The sequence below is a fragment of the Duncaniella muris genome (genome assembly GCF_003024805.1).
Lineage (GTDB): Bacteria > Bacteroidota > Bacteroidia > Bacteroidales > Muribaculaceae > Duncaniella > Duncaniella muris.
Genome location: NZ_PUEC01000008.1, coordinates 25,386 through 45,853, shown reverse-complemented (window position 1 = coordinate 45,853; position 20,468 = coordinate 25,386). Strand labels below are relative to the sequence as shown.

16 protein-coding genes, 2 tRNA genes and 2 pseudogenes are annotated in these 20,468 nt (G+C 54.2%); 8 read left to right on the top strand and 12 right to left on the bottom strand.

The features are described 5' to 3' along the window. Positions 1-182 precede the first annotated feature (182 nt). On the bottom strand, positions 183-1,028 hold the full coding sequence (locus C5O23_RS04830; protein ID WP_107031813.1) for an ATPase: 846 nt from the start codon (positions 1,026-1,028) through the stop codon (positions 183-185). A 36-nt stretch (positions 1,029-1,064) separates the two neighbouring features. Further along, positions 1,065-2,384 (bottom strand): exo-beta-N-acetylmuramidase NamZ family protein, encoded by a 1,320-nt coding sequence (locus tag C5O23_RS04825; RefSeq protein ID WP_107031862.1) that lies wholly within the window; start codon positions 2,382-2,384, stop codon positions 1,065-1,067. Positions 2,385-2,591: 207 nt separating this feature from the next. Between C5O23_RS04825 and C5O23_RS04820 the strand changes: the two genes are divergently transcribed. Together C5O23_RS04820 and C5O23_RS04815 are read left to right on the top strand one after the other, a co-directional pair. Beyond that, positions 2,592-3,620, top strand: a complete 1,029-nt coding sequence (locus tag C5O23_RS04820; protein WP_107031812.1) for a sensor histidine kinase — start codon at positions 2,592-2,594, stop codon at positions 3,618-3,620. After that, positions 3,617-4,321 carry a LytR/AlgR family response regulator transcription factor gene (locus C5O23_RS04815; protein WP_107031811.1) on the top strand — a complete coding sequence of 235 codons (705 nt, stop codon included), beginning with the start codon at positions 3,617-3,619 and terminating at the stop codon, positions 4,319-4,321. Before C5O23_RS04820 ends, C5O23_RS04815 begins: the two co-directional genes overlap by 4 nt. Positions 4,322-4,361: 40 nt before the next feature. Here the strand turns inward: C5O23_RS04815 and C5O23_RS04810 are convergent. Beyond that, positions 4,362-4,583: pseudogene (locus tag C5O23_RS04810) on the bottom strand (carboxymuconolactone decarboxylase family protein); the annotation flags it as partial. 971 nt (positions 4,584-5,554) lie between these two features. Between C5O23_RS04810 and C5O23_RS04800 the strand changes: the two are divergent. The 4 genes from C5O23_RS04800 (at position 5,555) to C5O23_RS04785 (ending at position 8,032) form a co-directional block, all read left to right on the top strand. Next, entirely contained in the window at positions 5,555-6,646 is a 1,092-nt protein-coding gene (locus C5O23_RS04800; RefSeq protein ID WP_162496191.1) for a hypothetical protein, read from the top strand. A 57-nt stretch (positions 6,647-6,703) separates the two neighbouring features. Further along, the gene (locus tag C5O23_RS04795; RefSeq protein ID WP_107031808.1) at positions 6,704-7,123 is read left to right on the top strand and encodes a hypothetical protein; all 420 of its coding nucleotides are present in this window, start codon (positions 6,704-6,706) and stop codon (positions 7,121-7,123) included. A gap of 8 nt (positions 7,124-7,131) precedes the next feature. Next, positions 7,132-7,701 carry a hypothetical protein gene (locus C5O23_RS04790; protein ID WP_107031807.1) on the top strand — a complete coding sequence of 190 codons (570 nt, stop codon included), beginning with the start codon at positions 7,132-7,134 and terminating at the stop codon, positions 7,699-7,701. A gap of 82 nt (positions 7,702-7,783) precedes the next feature. Then, entirely contained in the window at positions 7,784-8,032 is a 249-nt protein-coding gene (locus tag C5O23_RS04785) for a hypothetical protein (protein ID WP_107031806.1), read from the top strand. A gap of 642 nt (positions 8,033-8,674) precedes the next feature. On the opposite strand, the gene C5O23_RS04780 is transcribed toward C5O23_RS04785, so the two are convergent. The 3 genes and pseudogenes from C5O23_RS04780 to C5O23_RS04770 all read right to left on the bottom strand — a co-directional run bounded on the left by C5O23_RS04780 (position 8,675) and on the right by C5O23_RS04770 (position 12,934). Further along, the gene (locus tag C5O23_RS04780) at positions 8,675-9,628 is read right to left on the bottom strand and encodes a tRNA-dihydrouridine synthase family protein (protein ID WP_161553551.1); all 954 of its coding nucleotides are present in this window, start codon (positions 9,626-9,628) and stop codon (positions 8,675-8,677) included. 32 nt (positions 9,629-9,660) lie between these two features. Beyond that, positions 9,661-10,413 (bottom strand): annotated as a pseudogene (locus tag C5O23_RS04775) (alpha/beta hydrolase); the annotation flags it as partial. Positions 10,414-10,507: 94 nt separating this feature from the next. Further along, on the bottom strand, positions 10,508-12,934 hold the full coding sequence (locus C5O23_RS04770; RefSeq protein ID WP_107031804.1) for a glycoside hydrolase family 2 TIM barrel-domain containing protein: 2,427 nt from the start codon (positions 12,932-12,934) through the stop codon (positions 10,508-10,510). 130 nt (positions 12,935-13,064) lie between these two features. Here C5O23_RS04770 and C5O23_RS04765 point away from each other — a divergent pair, with 130 nt between their 5' ends. Both C5O23_RS04765 and C5O23_RS04760 read left to right on the top strand, forming a co-directional pair. Then, on the top strand, positions 13,065-13,352 hold the full coding sequence (locus C5O23_RS04765) for a DMT family transporter (protein WP_338030911.1): 288 nt from the start codon (positions 13,065-13,067) through the stop codon (positions 13,350-13,352). 182 nt (positions 13,353-13,534) lie between these two features. Further along, positions 13,535-13,608 (top strand) — tRNA-Met (locus C5O23_RS04760). A 160-nt stretch (positions 13,609-13,768) separates the two neighbouring features. Here the strand turns inward: C5O23_RS04760 and C5O23_RS04755 are convergent. The 6 genes from C5O23_RS04755 to C5O23_RS04730 form a co-directional block, all read right to left on the bottom strand. Then, positions 13,769-13,842, bottom strand: a tRNA-Asp gene (locus C5O23_RS04755). Positions 13,843-14,012: 170 nt separating this feature from the next. Next, complete coding sequence (locus C5O23_RS04750) at positions 14,013-14,750, bottom strand: DNA alkylation repair protein (protein ID WP_107031802.1); 738 nt, start codon at positions 14,748-14,750, stop codon at positions 14,013-14,015. A 169-nt stretch (positions 14,751-14,919) separates the two neighbouring features. Next, positions 14,920-15,822, bottom strand: a complete 903-nt coding sequence (locus C5O23_RS04745) for a CE1 family esterase (RefSeq protein WP_107031801.1) — start codon at positions 15,820-15,822, stop codon at positions 14,920-14,922. Next, a complete protein-coding gene (locus C5O23_RS04740; protein WP_107031860.1) occupies positions 15,819-16,601 on the bottom strand; it encodes a glycerophosphodiester phosphodiesterase family protein in 783 nt (260 codons plus the stop codon). Before C5O23_RS04740 ends, C5O23_RS04745 begins: the two co-directional genes overlap by 4 nt. 8 nt (positions 16,602-16,609) lie before the next feature. Beyond that, complete coding sequence (locus C5O23_RS04735; RefSeq protein ID WP_240597672.1) at positions 16,610-18,862, bottom strand: glycoside hydrolase family 31 protein; 2,253 nt, start codon at positions 18,860-18,862, stop codon at positions 16,610-16,612. An 18-nt stretch (positions 18,863-18,880) separates the two neighbouring features. Beyond that, positions 18,881-20,419 carry a calcineurin-like phosphoesterase C-terminal domain-containing protein gene (locus C5O23_RS04730; protein WP_107031799.1) on the bottom strand — a complete coding sequence of 513 codons (1,539 nt, stop codon included), beginning with the start codon at positions 20,417-20,419 and terminating at the stop codon, positions 18,881-18,883. Positions 20,420-20,468: the final 49 nt, after the last annotated feature.

The following is a 20,468-nucleotide window of genomic DNA, read 5'->3' as shown; positions in this document are numbered from 1 at the left end:
CGTGGATAAAGGACTGGTAAGGCGCGTTTTATCTTATGGACGTGTGGCGGGCATGTTTTGCAAACAAGGATGTTTGCAAGCCTCTTCGAGGTATTGGGGGTGGTTACACTGTCTTGGAATAGAGGATGTCACGGTCACGTGGTGGAAGTAAATCAGTGTCCTACGGACGCCTGCGGGGATTTTTATTGGCCGTGGAAGCGGATGAGGGCGTCCATCGGGGCTTGGGTGATGCGGCCTATTGTCAGTCCGCAGTCTGCGGCTGCCCGGCGGAGCTGAGGGGCGAAGTGGTGGGCTATGGAGCCGATGAAGTGGACGGGTAGAGCGCGGGCGTTGTCGTAGTCGAGTATGTTCATCCGGAAGAAGCGGGTGAATTCATCTGTGACGAGTCGGCTGATCTCAGGTATGCCGATATGTTCTTTCAGGAAGGGGGCGAATGAGGCGAGATAGGCGGCCGGGCGCTCTCCTCGGTAGACGTTGCGGATGACTTCGGCTTTGTCTGCTTCCGGGTAGCGGTCGGTGAACAGTGAGATGAGGTTTTGCGGCAGGCGGCGTTTGAATATGCCGGTCAGGAGGGCTTTGCCGAGGGAGGCGCCGCTGCCTTCGTCGCCGAGTATGAAGCCCATAGGTGGTGTGTTGGCCGTGATACGGCGGCCGTCATAGAGGCAGGAGTTGGATCCGGTGCCGAGTATGCAGGCTATTCCGGGCTCGGAGCCGCAGAGGGCGCGGGCGGCGGCGAGCATGTCGCTGTCGACGTGGGCTGTCTCTGCCGCAAAGGTAGCTTTCAGCACCGAGCCTACTTCCCGGCAGCGCTCTCCGATGCATCCGGCACCGTAGAAATATATGGTGCTGCAGCCTGTGGCATCGCCAAGGAGTGCGGGGGCGTCTTCGCGTATGATCTCCACGAGGCGGTCGGTGTGAGACTGGGCGGCATTGAATCCGCGGGTGCAGAGGCGCAGGCTGCATCTGGAGTCTTTTCCCAGCAGCGCCCATTCTATTTTGGTGCTTCCGGCATCGGCTATGACTGTCATGATCGGTTTATCGGATACTATATAATTAAGGTGTGATTACTCGTAGAGGCGGTAGATTTCGGCGCGGGCGGTGAAGGCTTCCACGTCTTTGTTCCAGTAGTCGACCATGTCTTTGACCTTGTAGTTTTCCTGGAAGAGTTCGCGGACTTTTGATGATCCGCAGACCATGTCAAACATCTTTATGCGGGCCGGTGTGGCTTTCGAGAATGCTTTCTGGCCGGGATACATGGCGGCGAGTTCCTGCATGATGTAGAACTGGATGAGGGTCAGAGGGGCTGCCGCGGCATCGCGGACATAGATTTCCACTCCGTGGAGGTTTTCGCCTTTGAAGATGGCGTAGAAGGGTTTGTAGTGGATAGGGCGGAACTCAACACCGGGTATCTTCAGTGCTGTCAGGCGGTCAGAAAGTTTCTGGGCGTTGATCCAACCGGCACCGGTGAGTTTGAAGGGGAGGGTATAGCCTACGCCGATCGATACGTAGTCAAGCTCACCCATGATGCCTGTGGCCGGATAGAGCAGGGCTGTTGTCGGGTCGGGGATATGGGGCGAGGGGAGCACCCAGGGCATTCCGGTGTCGGCGAATGTCATGGAGCGGTGCCAGCCTTTCATGGGTATGACTGTCAGGTCGGCTTTCATGCCGCTTTTGAGCAGACCCTCGCCGTTGAGGTAGCGGGCGAGTTCGCCGGGGGTCAGTCCGTAGACGTAGGGGATTGGATACTGGCTGACAAAGGAGAAATTGCCTTGTTCGGCGATGCTGCCTTCCACCTTGTTTCCGCCGAGCGGATTCGGGCGGTCGAGCACCATGAATTTCTTCCCGTTCTGGGCTGCGGCTTCCATAGCAAGCCCCATAGTGGAAATGAAGGTGTAGCTGCGGGTGCCGATGTCCTGGATGTCATAGACGAGCACATCTACGTTCTGAAGCATCTCCGGGGTTGGCTTTTTGGTTTTACCGTGGAGCGAGTAGACGGGCACTCCGGTTTTCGGATCGGTGTCATTGGCCACGTTGGCTCCGGCCACATGGTCGCCTCTGACACCGTGTTCGGGGGCGAAGAGAGCAGTCAGCCTGACGTTGTGGGCTTCGGCAAGGATGTCGATTGTCGATTTGAGCGAATTGTCAACGCCTGTAGGGTTTGTGATGAGGCCCACTCGCATTCCGTCGAGTTCCTCGAAGCCGTTGCGGCGGAGCACCTCGATGCCTGGCAGCACCGCGGGGCTTTCCGGTTTGTGGCCGGTGACTGCCGGGGAGGTAGCAGCAGCTGTGTCTGAGTCCTGAGAGTCAGCTGTGGCGGAAGAATTGGCATTGCCGCAGCCTATGGCTGCTATGGCGAGCAGAAAAGTTGATAGAAGTCCGGTCATTTTCATAATCATATTATAACGCTTCCACCCCGCATACAGGTTTGGTAAAACCGTGGGAATTCATGCGGGAAGCCTGCAAAAATAAGAAGTTTGGAGGAGATATGCAATAAGAGGTGTTTTTAAACGACCTCTAAAAGGTTTTCCGGACACCCTAATTTTCTTTTCGACCGGCTTTCAGAAGATGGCGAATAGTGTTAAATTTGTGACATGAAATTCTTAAAGAAAAAAGTAGACCGGATCATAGATCTGACTTTCTGTCTGGTATTCATGCCGTTGTTGATTGTGCTGAGCCCGGCTTATTACTGGCTCTCCGACTGGCCGGGGTTTACGTGGCTTCTGATTGCCTGTCTCTACGGCGACTATTTCGCGGTGCGTCTGCTCAACATACCCAAGCTTTTTGTGGAACGAAAGTACTGGCTTATCGGTGTGATTCTTGTGGTGCTTGTGATAGGCAACTACATACTGACGCAGTACAGGCTTCCGGAGGTGACGTTCAACGCCGAGTCACTGACGGCTCTTTACAATCAGATACGCAACTACAGCAAGGCAATCGGAGTGTGGATGATGTTCTCGCTGGTGATGGGCTATGCGCTGTCCATGTCGTTTATCCAGGAACTTTACCGGCAGCTGATGATCAAGAAGGAGGTGGAGCTGCAGAGGAACACTGCCGAGCTTGCCGTCTATAAGGCCCAGATCAACCCGCATTTCCTTTTCAATACGCTCAACTCGCTCTACAGTATGCTCATCGGCACATCGGAACGCACAGAGACGGCTTTCGTGAAGTTTATCGAACTGGTCAAATATACCTATACCGGGGTAGACCGCGACACTGTGGCGCTGGGCGAGGAGATACGTTATATCCGTAACTATATCGACCTGCAGTCGTTGCGTCTCAACGGCCATACCAAAGTGAAATGGAGCTGCGATGTGGACGACGAGAGCGCGCGCATCCCGCCGATGATCATGATCACGTTTCTTGAAAATGTGTTCAAATACGGCACTTCGACCCACCGCGACTGCCTGATAGACATAAGCCTCACTCTTAAGGAGGGCTTGCTTGAATTCCACACTGAAAATGATATTCTCAAGCGCGTTGAGGAGTTCAGGACCGAGGCTCCGGTGGGTCTGGAGAACTGCCGTGTGCGGCTTGCCTGCCTTTTCCCGGATGCCTGCGAACTGAAGACCGTGGAGAAGGACGGAAAATTTATTGTTGATCTAAAAATCAGACTCTCATGACAAGTCAAAAGCTCAGATGTGTGGCTATCGACGATGAGCCACTGGCCCTGGATATCATCTCCAAATTCTGTGAACGTTTCGGCGGCATAGAGCTGTCGGCCTATTCCGATCCGGCCGAGGGGATCGAGGTCATTAAGAAGGGTGATTTCGATCTGGCGTTTCTCGATGTGGAGATGGAGGGTATCAACGGCCTGGAAATTGCCGCTGCGGTGCCTCCGGAGGCTTGTTTCATATTCACCACGGCCTATCTCGATTATGCTTTCGACGGGTTCAATCTCAACGCCGTCGACTATCTGCACAAGCCTTTTGCCTATGACCGGTTCAAACTTGCGGTGGAGAAGGCTATAAAGAAGCTTGACTATAACGAGCATGTGCAGGCTGACAAGTGTATAGTGGTCAAGCAGGAATACAATAATGTGTCTATTCCGTTGGCTGACATTGCCTATGTCGAGGCTATGGAGGGCTATTCGAAGATTTTCCGCACTGACGGTTCGTGTACGCTCTCGCGCGTGATACTCAAGACAATAGGAGCGATGCTTCCCCAGAAGAAGTTTCTGAGGATTCACCGCTCGTTTATAGTGGCTGTCGACAAGATCCGGAGTTTCAGCCGTCAGAGCGTCACTCTGGCCAGCGGGCAGACCATTCCGGTGGGGCGCCAGTACAGCGCTCTGCTTGCGGAGCGTCTGCAGAATCAGAAGTAGGATGCCTGATCGGATGGGGCGGGCCGGGCTGCCCCTCAGGTCAGGGGAGTCGGCTGTAGTCTTGGTCGGCTACGGGTTCAAGCCAGATGTTTGATGTGTCGTCGCCCGGAATCTCGAATGCGAGGTGGGCGAACCAAGAATCGGCGGCGGCAGTGTCGTCGGCCCAGACTTCTTTTGCGAGGCGGAATGCTGCCCAGGCTTTTGGCCATCCGGCGTAGAAGGCTATGTGGGTGATGGTTTCTGCGATTTCCGTGCGGCTGATGCTTCATGCTTTGGCTGATGATTTTTGTGCAAAGTTAGGGCAATCGCGTCTTTTGGATGTTACCAATAGGCAGGACCTTTGTACCATTTTTGTAGATTCCGTCGGCGAGATGATAGGACGATGGTAAATCAGTGTCCTCCGGATACTTTTTTTGGGGGGGTGGGTGGTTTTTCCCGTGACGCCTGCGCGCTGTGCGCTGCGGTGTCACGGGCTACGAGTAAATCTGCGTCCTCCGGACGCGCATTGGTTGATTCGGGTTGATTGGGGGGGCGGGTGTCCGTAGGACACCGATTTAGTCGTAGCCCCCGACACCGTGCGCAAAGCGCAAAGGTGTCGGGGGGAAGTGGATATGAGGCAAGAATGTGGTGTCCGTAAGGACACCGGTTTACGGTTCCGGACGGGATATACGTGGGATGTTTGTGGGTTGTGCATGGGTTATGCGTTGGTTGTGCCGAGGCATTGCCGGGGCTTTTTGGCGCGTTTTTGGTGCGTTTTTGGATGAAGTTATTGAAATTTCAGAAATTATAATTAATTTTGTGGCCGCAGACCGTATCGCAGAAGCCCGGTCAAGGGTGATGCGGGAGGGTCGGCGTAAAAGATGGCTTGCCATTCGGCTTGCCGAAAACAGCAGGGCTGACGGCTCTGCAATGACATACTGAAAAGCGTTTACTCGACGCTCTTTCTTGGCTTGTTGAAACTTCGCAACTTTCTTCATGGTATAGTCAGGAATGAGACAACAGTAGATGCCTTGTGGATATGTATATTCCACCGAAGCGGGCGCGAGAGTGCAGGCTGTCGGTGTTGTTACACATATTCTGCGTGAGGCTTCTGCGTTGTCCGTTCTACTATACCAGGCAATGCGAAGGCCTCAACAAGCGGAACGGGCAACAAGTACGGCTCTCACGCTTTTTTGTTTTATAAACCAATCCTGATAGATACCGGAGAGGGGAGCCTGTGGTGTAATGTTTGTTATGACACGACTCAAATCATTCGTGCAATTGCTGATGGTCTGCATTTTGGCAGTCACTACAGGTTGCAGTGGAGATGGACCGGAATCTGCAACTGACAATCTTGCCGGAAATTGGTATGGCACGCGCTGTTATGTAAACAATGGTGCCGTGAAATATCAGAACATAACTCTTCGCCTGAATTCCGACAAGACAGGTTCAATGGAGTATGAAGGACCGGATTCTTTTTCAGTGGCATATTTTACATGGTCGGCAAGCGGTGGACGTCTTGTGTGCAAAGGTGCGTATGCCAGTACTTCAGGCGATCTATCCGGTGACTATCAGATGGAATGCCGGATAGAAAGCGGCAGGCTGATACCGACAGGCCAGTTTTCGACGTTCATTCTGACAAAAGATAATTCCGTTATGACCGATGGTGACGGAAATGAGATTGAAAGTCCTGAAACCCAGTTGTACACCCTTCAGAACACATGGGTGTCAACCGATGGGAAAACTGTCATTACGTTCTATCCTGGCGGGGTGTATGATGAATACGTGCTTGACGCGCCGGGGAGCAACTCATACTCTGAATTCAACACGGGGTCTTACTCGTTTGCTCCTCTCAACAAGACACTGACCATCAAGACGACGTTGTGGAATGTCGTGACTCTGAGTGATAAGAGTCTCGTTCTGCAGAGGGGGACTACAAAGATGGAGTTTCGCATGGGGACGCGTTCGGATATGCCGTCAGTTTCAAATCTGAAGTCTAATCTGACATCGGCTTTTGGCTGGACGGACAAAAACGGTAAATATACATTTCGGTTTTTGGCTGACGGAAGCGTGGTATATTTCGAAAATTCGTTCCGGAAATACGGCTCATGGGGTGACATTTCGTTGTGTGCAAGCGGAACTTTTTCTGTATCAGGATCGTACGTGACCTGCAATTTCACTTCTGTTGACTGGGAGTCAGGAACATCAGGAACAGCAAGCTATTTCCCGGATTGGAAATGCGGCAGTCCGGCTACAAAGGTTTACAAGATGGAGATAACGGCTTCTTCCAGCCTGATGGTCACCATGCCTAATTCCACCATTGTATATTTGTCTAAAATCCAATGAAAACGCTGAAGAATTTATCTTTTTTATATTAACCATTTTTTTTTTAACAAACAAATTATGAAATTTTCAATTAAAAATCAGTTCAAATTTGCAACACTTTTCGTTGTATTGGTATCATGTTTTGCTTTTGCTGCATGCAGTGACAACAAAGACAGTTCAGATGAACCGGGTATTTATGAAGGCAAAACATTTGTGGGCTCCTGGCAGGGATCGGATGGCGATGATACTTTTTTTGTCACACTTTCCGCTGACGGGACCTACACGGATTATCTTGTGGTAGGAGGGCAGAAGGAGTCTAAGGCAAGCGGAAAATATACCGTTACCGGTGATAAACTTTCAGTTCCGTCAAACAGTAACTTTGCGAATGCATGGGGCCAAAGTGTTATAACCATGACTTTCTCAGGCGAAAATAAAATGTTGTGGACAAACAGTCTGATGAATAGCTGGGGTGTATCTTTAACCTTCAACCGTAAATAAACAGGATTATGCGAAATTTGCTATTGACTCTGCTTATAGCGACGACTTTTGCTCTGGTTTCATGCTCTGATTCAAAGAATGATGAGCCTGGCGTAGCCGGAGGCTCAGATGAAAAGTTTGTAGGTACCTGGCGTATTGAAACTGTTGATGACAACGGGCGGCCTGTTGTGACTATCGTTGATCTGAATTCAAACAACAGTGCTTCTGTAACGGCCTATACATGCAAAACCAATCCTTGTGTTATGGACTTCAGGGAAACGGATAACGGAACATGGGAATATTCTCCAGATCTTAACTGGCTTAAAATTAGCTATAAAAGCGTATTTGAGGTTGTGGCTTGGGGAATTCATGAAAACGTGACGTTTAATGGCAGCGATCAGTTTTCCGCGAGAAACGTCGGTATAGAAAAGACGTTTGTCTGGAAACGGTCCTCACCTATGGAGGCTAAACGATTCTCAGGACAGTATGGATATTGGAAGGTAAAAAGCTTTTCCGGTATTTTGAGGAGCAGGAGCTTTATAGGTGTTGATCCTGATACTGATAGATATATATGGAGAAGACTGGACCTCAAAGGCTGAGTATGGAACAGACCATCTAAATTACCAATATCTTTATCTGTCGCAGACTCCGGTTTCAAATGACAATAAATTTGATTCGTTTATGTCAAACTCCTATAATACAGTATATTTTAATCATGATGAACCGATTTCCGCTCTTTCGGGTGGAGATTTCGGATATGATAACCGATGGGAACCAGGAGCTTCATATGGAGGTTTTGAATGGTTCAAGATAAAATCATCTGATGCAAATGTATTGGTCGTTGATTATCAGAGTGGATGGTATTATAAAGATTTGCTTTATTCGAAAACGGAAGGCACGATCACATATGAACGTGTAACCGTCTATTAATAAAAGTATGAGACGTTATATTCGCATGTGTACAATGAAAGTGCACATGCGATAATTCCCGATTCTTAGGGATAACGGTTTAAAATCAGGGCTGATTCTTGCTTTGGCAGGATCAGTCCTGTTTTTTGTTTGTTATCCAGCCTCTCCGAGGCAGGGGCGGGGGTGGCGGGTGTCCGCAGGACACCGATTTAGTCGTAGCCCCCGACACCGTGCGCAAAGCGCAAAGGTGTCGGGGGTAGTGGATGTCAGGCAAGAATGTGTGTCCGTCAGGACACCGGTTTACGGTTCCGGACGGGATGTGCACGTCAATTTGTATGCGTTATGATATGACGATGGTAAATCAGTGTCCTTCGGACACTTTTTTTGGGGGTGTTTTTTCCCCGTGACACCTTTGCGCTGTGCGCTGCGGTGTCATGGGCTACGAGTAAATCTGCGTCCTCCGGACGCGCATTGGTTGATCCGGGTTGATTGGCGGGTCGGATGCGCGCGGGTTGATTCGGGTTGATTGGGGGGTCGGACGCGCGTTGGTTGATTCGGGTTGATCGGCGGGTCGGACGTGCATTGGTTGATTCGGGTTGATTGGCGGGTCGGATGTGCGTGGGATGTGTCGAGGCAATTCGGATGCGGGCGGATTGATTCAGGCTATGCCGGGGGGAGGTTTTGGCGGTAGAGGGGGAGGGTGGGGGATTTGAGGAGTTTTTTGATGGTTTTGCGGTCGAAGCTGTCTGCGAAGTAGTCCCAGAGGGGTTTGATTTTCGATAGAATCTGGGTGTCGCCGCTGAGGGTGCGGGTGTAGTGGTCGAGGATGGCTTCGTGGAGGCGGAGGAGGTGGCTGCGGATGTCGGCGGGGGTCCATTCGCGTCCGGCGGTCCATTCGGCTATGAGGGAGGGGCGGCGCAGGAGGCCGCGGCCGAGCATGATGCCTGAGAGCGTGGGGTAGCGCTGACGCAGGTGGTCGATCTGCTGCGGTGTGGTGATCTCGCCGTTGAAGACGAGGGGGTGGGGGCAGGCGGCGGCGAGGGCTTCGAAGCTGTCGAGATGGAGCTGTCCGCTGTATTGCTGCGAGGCTGTGCGCGGATGGACGGTGAGGTGGCTCAGGGGCATGAGGCTGATGGCCGGCATGAGGCTTTGCCATTCGTCAGGGTCGGTGATGCCGAGGCGCATTTTGACGGAGAAGGTGATGTCAGGGTAGTCTGCGGTCATTATGCCGGCTATCTCCCGGAGCAGGTCGGGCTGCCTGAGGAGTCCGGCTCCGCGGCCTTTGCGGACCTGGGGGACGAAGGGGCAGCCGAGGTTGAGGTCCAGATGGCTGTGGCCGGCGCTGCGGACGGCTGATGTCAGGGTGCGGAATTCGGTGGCGTCGCGGAAAATGATCTGGGGGATGAGCCGGTGGTTGGCGTTGAGGGGCGAGGTGATGTCGCGCAGGTCGCGCGGACGGACGCTACCTTTCTCGATGCGCAGAAATGGTGAGAAGTAGGTCAGAGACTCCCCGCCGCCATAGATTTCGGCATGGAAATGGCGGAAGGGAGCCTCTGTGTAGCCCTGAAGCGGTGCGGCCATCAGCCGGAAGCCGCCGGTTGGGGGTGTTGCAGGCATTGTGTGAGATAGGGGGGCTTGCTTGTGGATCAGAAGCTTTTGAGCCAGGCGCTGAGTTCGTCGAGCACCTGGTCGTGGTAGCTGAAGGAGTTGTGGAAGCCCCATCCGTGGCCGCCGGTGGGGTAGATGTGGAGGGCGGCGGGGATGCCGTTGGCCAGGAGGGCGGTGTAGTAGTTGACGGAGTTGGCCGGGGGGACGGCTCGGTCGTCGCTGCTGAGGATCAGGAAGGCGCGGGGTGTTTCGGCAGTGACTTGTTTTTCGTTTGAGTATTCTGTTTCAAGAGTTTCATCTGCGTCTTTACCGAGGAGGTTGTCATGAGATCCGCGGTGGGTGTAGGCCTTGTCCATTGTGATGACGGGATAGAAGAGTATCTGGAAATCGGGACGTGATTCGGCCGGGGCGTGTGTGGCTACGGTGGATGCGAGGTGGCCGCCGGCCGATGAGCCCATTATGCCGATCTGCGCGGGGTCGAGGTTCCAGACTCCGGCGCTGTCGCGGAGGAGTTTTACTGCGTTGCAGGCGTCGCCGATGGGGAGGCTGCGGTCGCCTTTGGGCATTGTGTAGGCTACGACGGCGTAGGCTATGCCGCGTTCGTTGAAGAATGGTGCCCAGTCATGGCCTTCATGGTTGAGGGCGAGGTGGGAGTAGCCTCCTCCGGGGAGGGCCACTACGGCGCGGCCGGTGGCTTTGGCGGTGTCAGGGAGGTAGACACGCATGTTGGGGGAACTGATTTCGATGACGCGGTTTTCGGCGCTGACGGCTGAGGGGAGTGCGGTGCCGAGCATGATGGCCGAGGCGAGGCCGAGGATATGGGATGAAAGTTTCATGAGCGTGTTAGATATAAATATAAATAGGTGTGGGTTGATCTGTTGCCGGTTGTTATTTGCTTGTGAGGCGGATTTTGAGGTCTTTGTATTCAGGCGAGGATGCGGTGAGGGTTACCGGGCCGGGTGTGGCGGTGGAGCGGAGTATCACGGTGGCGGTGCCGTTGTGGAGGCTGCGGGTGTTGCCGGTTGAGAGTTCGTGGCTGCAGAGGTCGCCGTTGATCACTCCGACTATTTCGGCCGGGCCGTCAACGCTGAATGTCAGCGGGGCTGAGGCTTGCGGGTCGCGGCGCTTGTGACTGTCAATGGCTTCGATGCGTACGTGCTGGAGGTCCATGCCGTCGGCTTTCCATGAGGGGTTGTCGGCGGTGGCGGTGAGGCGGGAGGCGCGTCCGCTTGTCTCGATGCGGTGGATGGTTACGGGGCGGCCCTGCCCGTCGCGGTAGGCTATGGCTTCGAGATAGCCGTGGCTGTAGGGGATGTTTTCCCAGACAATGCGGTTGCGGGTTTTGGGGTCGGCTACGGCATTGCGCTTGCGGCCGAGGCTTTTGCCGTTGAGGCGCAGCTCGACTTCATCGGCGTTGGTGAAGGTGTAGAGCGTCAGGCTGCTTCCGGGGGTGCGGTTCCAGTGGTCGGACAGTTTCTGAGTGCCTACCTGGACGTCGTTCCACATGAGCTGCTCGTCACTGTCGATGACTCCGATGTGGACCACCGGTTCTTCCGGCTTGAAAATGCTTCGCAGGAACCAGGCTATGGGTTTTGGTTCGAGCGAGATGTCGAATATGCCCTGGGTCCAGCCCTTGGCGGGCCATCCGGCCGATTCGCCGAGATAGTCGATCATGCCCCAGTAGGCCAGACCTACCACGCGGTCGAGGTCCATTTCGTAGAAATTCGGGCCCATGCCGGATGTGTTGGCCTCGCTCTGGTAGAAAATCATTCCTGGAAATCGGCGGCTGTCGCCGGGGAAATACATATATCTGTAATTATAAGAGGCGATGTCGGTGGCCAGGGCCAGAGGGGCGGGGAGGGAGTCGGTGTTGACGTCGCGGTAGCGGGGGTGCATGGCCACGGTCAGGGGGCGGGTGGTGTCGTAGCGCTTGAGGAGGGTTTTCTGCAGGCGGTAGGGTGTAACGCCCCAGTCGGCAAAGGGGAGGTTCCAGAGCATCTGGAGCTCGTTGCCGAGACTCCACATGATTACCGAGGGGTGGTTGCGGTCACGTCTGACCCATTCGGGCAGGTCGACGGGCCATTGTTCCATCCATTCCTTGCGGCCTCCGGCGTTCTGGCGCGTCCATTTGTCATAAAGTTCATCGACTACAAGGATGCCGTAGCGGTCGCAGAGGTCCATGAACTGTTTGCTGTAGGGGTTGTGGGAGCAGCGGATGTGGTTGAAACCGAAGTCTTTGAGTATTCTGATGCGTTTCTCGATCGCTGCCGGGTAGGCTGCGGCTCCGAGGGCACCGAGCGTGTGGTGGTTGGCGATGCCTTTGAGGAGCAGTTTTTTGCCGTTGAGACGGAAGCCGAAGTCGGGGGAGTATTCGATGCTGCGGATGCCGAATGTCTCGGATATGCGGTCGGCCACTTTTCCGTCGGGGGCGAAGAGGGTGAGGCTGAGTGTATAGAGGTGAGGCGAGTCGCAGTCCCACAGACGCGGGGAGGCTATGCGCAGGCTGTCGACGCGGTATTCGTTGGTGCGCTGACGGCGGTTGAAGGGGAGTGTCAGGGTGCGTGAGCTGACTGTCTGTCCGTCGGCATCGGTGATCTCTGCGAGCACACGGATTTCCTTGTAGTTCTTGATGGCGTTGGTGAGTTCGGCGTCGATGACCACTGATGCACTGCTGTCGCTGACATCGGGGGTGGTGATGCGGAGGGGATGGCGTGTGAAATGCAGCCTGGGATCGGTGACTATCAGATTGACGTTGCGGTAGAGGCCGCCGCCGGTGTACCAGCGGGAGTTTTCGGGTTTGCCGGTATCGGCTCGCACGGCCACAATGTTGTCGCCGTCGAAGTCGATGAGCGAAGTGATGTCGGTCTCGAATCCGAGATAGCCGTAGTCTGTGCCGCCTACACGCGAGCCGTTGAAGTAGACATCGCCGGTGAGCATTATGCCTTCGAAGTCAAGCAGGACTCTGCGGCCTTTCCATGCGGGGTCGGCCTTGAAGGTCTTGCGATACCATCCGGCGCCCATTTCCTTGAAGGCGCGGGCGCTGAGGCGGCTGCGGGTGTTGGCGGCCGAGTTGGTCATGTCGGCTTTCTCGTCGGCCGCGGGCGCTACCCAGGGCTGTGAGATCTGGAAGTCGTGCGGAAGGCTGACGGGAGTCCACCGGCTGTCGTTGAAAGAGCGGTCGGGCGCTCCGCAGGTGTCTCCGGCATGGAATTTCCATCCGAAGTTGAAGTTTTCGACCGTCCGGCCTGAGTCCGCGGCAAATACGGGGGTGGTCAGGGTGAATGCAAGGAGGGCCGAAAGAAGTTTATGTTTCATGGCAAGTTACTGAATGTGATGTTTGTGCAGCCTCATGTGGAGCCTAGGGTTTCGAGAGCGTAAAGTTACACAAAAAATCACAAACTCACAGCCTCCGGCCATCGGCAATGGAGCCGCGTCCTGAGGAGAGGTGCCCTGCCGGAAGCCACCTCAATCTTTCTGCCGGGTCAGTTCGATTGCTTCCTTGTCGGTGGCCATGAATCTTCTGTTTCTTGGAGTGCTGGCATCATTCCTGTGTTATATATTGTGGACCAGCGAGGTCAAGGTGCTTGAGCCTGAAAAGGCATCGAACTATATTTACTTCAATCCGCTGGTGACCATAATCGCGTCGTCGGTTATATTGGGCGAGCCTATAACGCTGTGGATGCTTGCCGGGGGACTGGCGATCGTTGGCGGTGTGTATCTTACTGCCAGATAGGTGATTTGCGGCTGCCGTAGAGCGTCTTCAGGCGGCAATGAAAGGTGTGGTTGAGAGTGTCCGAAACAGTAAAACAGTAAAATCTGATATTTTGTTAAAAATAGAGCAAAAAAGTTTTGTCATATCAAAAAAACTTTCTACCTTTGTACCCGCAAAAGCGTTGCAACACTATATAAAATCATGGCGAGATAGCTCAGTTGGTTAGAGCGTCGGATTCATAACCCGGAGGTCCCGAGTTCAATTCTCGGTCTCGCTACAGAAAATCGGTCGGAACATCAAGTGATGTTCCGACCGATTTTTGGTTCTGCCGCGTGGAGGCCGGAATGTTTTGGCGCTGATTTTTTGCGGTAGCTGCAAAAAAAGAATGAGTAATGATGGCCGAAGCCAAACAATTACTCATTCTCCTCTCTCCTCAGCGGTATGGACGGGACTCGAACCCGCGACCCCCTGCGTGACAGGCAGGTATTCTAACCAGCTGAACTACCACACCAAGTTGAGTCTTGCTTTACGGAGGCTTTCGTTTCGCTCAACATTGCCGTTATTTCCGTTTTGCGAGTGCAAAGTTAAGCGCATTTTTAATTCTGTGCAAATATTTTTGAAAAAAAATGATGAAAAATAGTGGTTGAGTGATTTTTGTTCTGATATGGATCTAAAATTCGTTTATTTGACGGTGCTTTTTAGGTCGAGATAGTGCTTTCGAAGTGGTGCGGGAAGTTTTTCTATGGCATAGCGCAGCATTGTCCGTGGCATGACGGCGGCATGGCGGTCCAGGAATTGGAGGAGCAATGGTTCGTTTCCGCGTTTGCCCATTTCGCGAAGCATCCATCCGGTTGCCTTGTGGATCAGGTCGTGGGTGTGGGTGAGATAGCGCGTGGCGATCGAGACGGTGGGCAGGGTTATGCCGTTTTTGAGCAGTGTAAATGTGGATACTATGGCTATGCGCTGTTCCCATAGGTTTTCGGAGTGGCTGAGGGTTTCGAGCAGGTCTGGCTGGCCGCTTTGGCAGACGTATTCACCCAGAATTTTTGGGGCCGAGAGGTCGACGAGATCCCAGTTGTTGATTCCGGAGGTGTGTGAGAGATAGAAGTCGATTATCTCACGGCGTGCCGACGGGTCTTTGCGGTTTCGGCGATAGCGCTCAACGAGAACAAGGAGTGCCGACAGACGGTGGTCATGGACGGGGGAGGAGAGCATGGCTTCAACGGCTTCCAGCGGGGCGTCAGACATGAGGCGTGATACTTTCCGGATTGCCGGGACGGTGTTGCCCAGAAAGATGTCACCTTCGCCGTATTGTCCGGGACCGGTTTTGAAGAAGCGTTGCAGGATTTCGCGTTTGCCGGGTGTGATGTCAGAGGCGAGGGCTTCTTTCCAAGTGTCGATAAATTCGGTGATATTCATGGGGATGTGGATAATCAGTTTGTGTTAGCGTCATGCAAAAGTACAAAAGTAGCTCATGAAAATCAAGCTTTTGTTGGAAGAGCCTGATTTTCCGAGCTACTTTCAGAAATTGTTTTTATGAGAGATTATGAGCTGTTCGGTATATATGTATGCTGTGTCCGGGGTAATTTCATCGGCCACCGGGTTTCATGGCGCCGGTCAGACGGCTGCTGAAGAAGTTCCAGATGATTTCGGCAGTCGGCAAGTCTTTGTCGGCCCAGGAGTGTTTCCCTCCATGAATTTCATAGAGCACCACCTCGCGGCCAGACGGAGCTCCGGAGTGGACAGTGCGGGTGATCAGTCGCTGCGGATCGCGCATGGAGCAGAGAGAGTCGGTGGTGACTTTCCGGCAGCCGTTATTGCCGGCGATCATGCCGATTGCTTCCGGCACTGCTATGTAGCAGCCCCAGCCTCCGTCATTGGTCAGGTCACCTTCCCAGCGCGAGGTGCGGTCGGCGTTTCCGTGGATCTCAAGGAAATGGACGGGGAGCGACAGTCTGTGGTTCTTGCACAGCCATTCAAAGGCGAGACCGGCTACTGAGGCATAGGCTTTGAAAAGCTCCGGAGCTGTGAAGGCAAGCTGATAGCAGAGGTCGCCGCCGTTTGACATGCCGGCCATGAACACATTGTCGCGGCTGAGCCGGAAGCGAGAGGTGACTTCGTTTATCAGACAGCGGAAAAAGTCGGCTTCGTCCACGCTCATTGACTCCTGCGGCGGATAGCCGACTTTCCAGCCGTCTTTTCCGCGGGAATCCGGAGAGCCGTCCGGGTAGCATACGGCAAATCCGTGGCGTTCGGCTGTGGCGTTCAGATCGTTAAGCCAGCGTCTGGCCGATCCATAGCCGTGGGTGTAGACCACGAGCGGAGCATCCGGGCGCAGGTCTTCAGGAAGATAAATGCTGTAGGTGCGCACGGTGTCGGCATAGGCAAACTCATGCTTTTCCGGCCTGCCGTCACTTGCCGCCGCTGTCGCTGCAAGCCACAGAAGGACGGCGGAAGAGATCAGGCGTGGGAGCAGGCGCATTTTTATCATTTTTGTTTTTTCGCGCGTGATTTCAGCAACGACTGCAGGCGTTCGGGCTCATTGGTGGTAATGAAATCAACACTGTGGTCGATACACCATTTCATGTCGGCTTCGGAGTTTACGGTCCAGACATTGACAAGGAGTCCGAGATCGTGGCATTCCTTGATCCATTCCGGATGCTTTCTGATGACTTTCATGGCATAGTCGATGCCGGTGCCTCCCATATGTTTGATCTGGGCGGGCATGTAGTCGCCGTCGAGATAGTAGACTCCTGTGCCTTTCGGTGCATATTTTATGAAATTTTTGAAGCCGTCGCTTGAGAAGGTTATGTAGTCGACCTTGTCCTGAAGTCCGTATTTCTTTACCAGAGCCAGGATTGCTTTGACGGCAGCTTTTTCGTGTGAGCGGCTGTCGTGGCGCTTCATCTCGCAGACTATGCGTGATGGCAGGTGTGATGCTGTGGCGAGATAGGCTTCGAGAGTCGGGACGTGCTCTCCGTTGGAGAGTTTTTCGGCGAGCACACGTGATGCCGGCGATGATTCTATGTGGACTCCGTTGATATCCGGATCATGGTTGACCACAAGAACGCTGTCTGCCGTCATCCATACATCGAATTCCGATGCATAGCAGTTGATCGAGTCGGCTTTGACTATCGAGCGGATTGAATTCTGGGCCGAGCCTTCGGCTTTCCAGTAGCCGCGGTGTGCGATTACTTTCGGAGTGTCAGCCGCCATGCTGCCGGCCGCCACAAGAAGAGCGGCGGCGGCAAGCAGACGTGAGATTTTCATTTTGTACATTATATATTATACTCAATGGTTACGGGTTTGTTTACAGGAGTGGAGGCAACTCTGACCACCGGGCATCCGGCGGCTTCGTCATATTCAACCTTGGCTTTTTTGCCGTTGACCGTCACCTTGGCACCGTCTTTCAGTCCTGGAAGCTGCAGCCTGTAGGAGCGGCGCATGGTCTGGCCGGGATATGAACCTTCGGCGGGTGCCACTGTCACGCAGGCGCGGTTGCCTTTCTGGGTGTAGCGGAGCGCGGTTGTGGAATAGATGCCCTTCTGATAGTCAAGCGATATGCCGTCATCCTCATAGAGGCTGAACACGTTGTCGGCATCTTTGGCCGCGGGGTAGACGCGCATGACGAGCGTTTCGAGCGCGGCTGTGGCCGGACGCGGAGTGTAGGGCTGCATGGGGAGTATCCATCCGCCTCTCACATAGAGCGGGAATTCCTCAAGAGGCTTTTCGATCTGTGCGGTCTGGCCTCCGTCTTTGCGTTCGTGGGTGAAATAGTCATACCAGACTTCGCCTTTGGGGAACCAGACTTTCTGCGCGGCAGTCTTGTCTGCACCGCTGCCGGGTGTCGAGATAGGAGCAGCAAGCAGGATGTCGCCGAAAGTGAACTGCTGGGGCTGGCTGAACGATTCCTTCTGGTCGCCATAGTCGATGAACATCGAGCGGTTGAGCGGCACCATAGTGTTGTGGGTCTGCCAGACGCTCGAATAGATGTAGGGCATCATTTCGGAACGCATGTGGTACATCTTTCTCATAGCTTTTGTCTCGCGGTCGCCACTGATCCAGGGGCGTCGGTCGAGGCGCTTGTCTTTGGTGGAATGGACACGCAGGGCAGCCGACAGAGCGCCGAACTGAGTCCATCTGACAGTCAGTTCCGGGTTCGGGTCACCGCGGAAACCGCCTATGTCATGTGCCCAGTAGTAGCATCCGCCCTGACCGCTGCAAGCAGTGAGTTTAACCTCGAAGGCGAGAAGCTCCCAGTTGGCCTGGGCATCGCCGGAGAACTGGATGGGGTGACGGTGGTCGCCCCATCCGGCCCATCGGCTGTAACCGGCACCACGTTTGCCGTTGCGCTGCGAATCGCGGTAGTAAAGTTCGTTGATCCAGGCGAGGGTTGTGGAGTGATGGCCGCGCACATGCGGGTAGAGATAGTTCTGCTGCCAGTCAAGCCACCAGAAGTCCACGCCCATGTCTTCGCTCGGGCGGTGGGCATAGTCAAAGAATTTGGCCATATAGTTGCTGTCGGCTGTGTTGAACAGAGGCACGGTTCCGTCAGTGACACCGAGAGCCTTGATGAATGCCGGATAGTGTTCCTCGTGGGGGCGCATGCCGTCATGCGGATGGTCGTTGAGCGAGACTGTCACGCCACGGGCATGGCAGGAGTCGATCAGAGCTTTCGGATCGGGAATGAGTTCGCGGTTCCAGGTGTAGCCGTTCCAGTTTAGATGTCCGTTGTGGCCTGTGCCGACGGTTGCGTCGTTGGTGTGCCATCCCATGTCAAACACAATGTTGTCAAGCGGGAAGTCATTTTTGTCATAGCCGCGGATGATGTCGAGGAATTCATCGGAGGTATAGTCCCAGTAGCGGCAATACCAGACACCGTGTATGTATTTGCGGGTCATCGGCACCTTGCCGCTGATAGCGCCAAGGCTTGAGAGGGCGGCCTTGTAATCGTTGCCGTAGACGAAGCAATACTGATCCTGGATGTGCGATTCGGTGTCGCGCGGGCTGATCCATCCGTTGACGAGCAGGTCGGTGCGTTCGTCGTCGATCATATACCATCCGTCCTTGCTCAGGATTCCGTCATTCATCGGAATTTCCTTGGTGACACGGTCAAGAGTCTCCACCGGACCTCCGAGATTGTTTTTGGGGAGGAAGCGATTGGTGAATTTCTTCTCTTTGCCGTCAAGAGTGTAAAACACGTGGAGATTCGAAGTCGAGAAGGGGAAACCGTCATGCTTATACCAGATTCTCAGAGCCGGAGTGGTGATCTCGTAGCAGTTGTCGCCGAGTTCGCGGACAGAGATGTCAGAGGGCGAGAGCATGCTGCTGCGGTCATAGGCAAAGAGGGTCGGGGCATCAATGAAGCGGGCGTCGGTGGCATATTCCAGGCGCAGGAGCGTCGGGGTGATGATCGAGAGGCGGTTGTTGCCGAACACAAGCGGATTGCTTGCGGCAGTGTCGGCAAAGGCCATTAGCCCTGATGACATCATCAAGGCTAATGAAAGGAATTTTTTTATGGCTTTTCGCATTGTTGGCTGAGGTCAGGGTTAGTTGTTGGTAATGGTCTCTGTGTAGACGTTGCCGAAGCTGTCAGTGGCGCGGAAGCTCACGCTCTGCCAGCCTGGCTGCGGAGTGTAGAGGAACATGTGGTCGTTATTGTTTTCAGGAGCTGATCCGCCGTGGTTTGCGGGGATGACTCCGTCAACAAGACATTTGCGCACATCGGGGTCCCAGCATTTTCCGCCGTTCTGCGAGGGAATTAGTCGGGCGCTCGCCGGCAGAACTGTCCAGGATCCTGCGTCTTCCTTGACTTCGACAGTCCAGTCTTCATGCCAGCAGAAGATGTTGGCAAGGATCTTGTCATAGGGATCTCCTGCATTCTTAGAGGGATTCCATAACACGGCGTCTTCCGGGTGGTAAAGCTTCATCTGGTAGTCGCGGTCACAGCCGTCGCCGATGAAGTATTTGTTGACCAGGGTATTGCCTTTGAAGTCAAGAGCGCCGTAGCCACGTGGCGAGCCATCGTTGCAAAGCGGATACCAGTAGGCTCCCATCACGGCTGCGAAAGTCGTCTCGGTGATGTTTGAGGCTATGGTAGTGGTGTAGTGGTTGTGGCTGTGGCCGGAGAGGATCTGCACTTCCCTGAAGTCCTTGACCAGATCATAGAGAGCCTGGTTGTTGGTGACATGGGTAGAGCTGTTTCGGCGCTTGGTGGGTATGTGGAGGCCGATGATGACGGCTTTGTCCGGATCAACATAGCTGAGATCCTTTTCAAGCCATTCGAGCTGGGCCTCGGTGATGGTGCCCGTGTAGTCGTTACGGCCGTTGACACCACGGTAGAAAACGTCGTCGAGCACTACGAGGTGGCAGTCTCCGATATTAGCGGAGTAGTATGTCGGGCCGAGGGCATCGCGGAAATCCTTATCACTTTCGGTGTCGTTTTTGATTCCTTCGTTGTGATCATGGTTACCTATCACAGAGAAAACCGGCACGGGGATGTTGCGCATCTCTTTCGCATAGGTGTCGAAGTATTCGGGCTTGTTCCAGACTATGTCGCCGAGCGAGATGCCATAGACGTTTGACGGCAGGCTGGAGGCGAATTCGGCCATTCTGGGAATCATTCCCACGAAATCAGTGATGTCTTTTTCGTTGCCGATCTGCGGGTCGGCCATAGTGAAGAGGGTCCATTCTGTTTTCTTTGGGATTGACACCAGACGGAAATCGCGCTGGATGATCGCGGCGTCGGAATAGTCGAGGGTCTTGTAGAACTTCGGGTCGCCGAGCAGGGTGGGGAGCTCGCAGTCGGCAGGCACGGAAATGAACACGTGCTGGCGGCCTGTGGTGTACATCTGGTATTCGCCGTTGGCGTCGGTTGTCATCACATTGATGCCGTCGCTGACAACCACACCCTGGCGGGGCTGTCCGTCAACCGTCACACGGCCCACGAGGTTTTTGCCGAACTGTGCTTTGATGGTAAGGGGATCCGAATCGGCTCCTGGGCGGCGTTCGGCGACAACATCATCGGAGCATGATGCGAGGAGGCTGACTGCCACCATCGCCGAGGCCATATATCTGAAAAGTTTCATAGAGATTGGAAATTAACAGGTGTTTTTTCTGAAAGAGAGAGGAGAATGA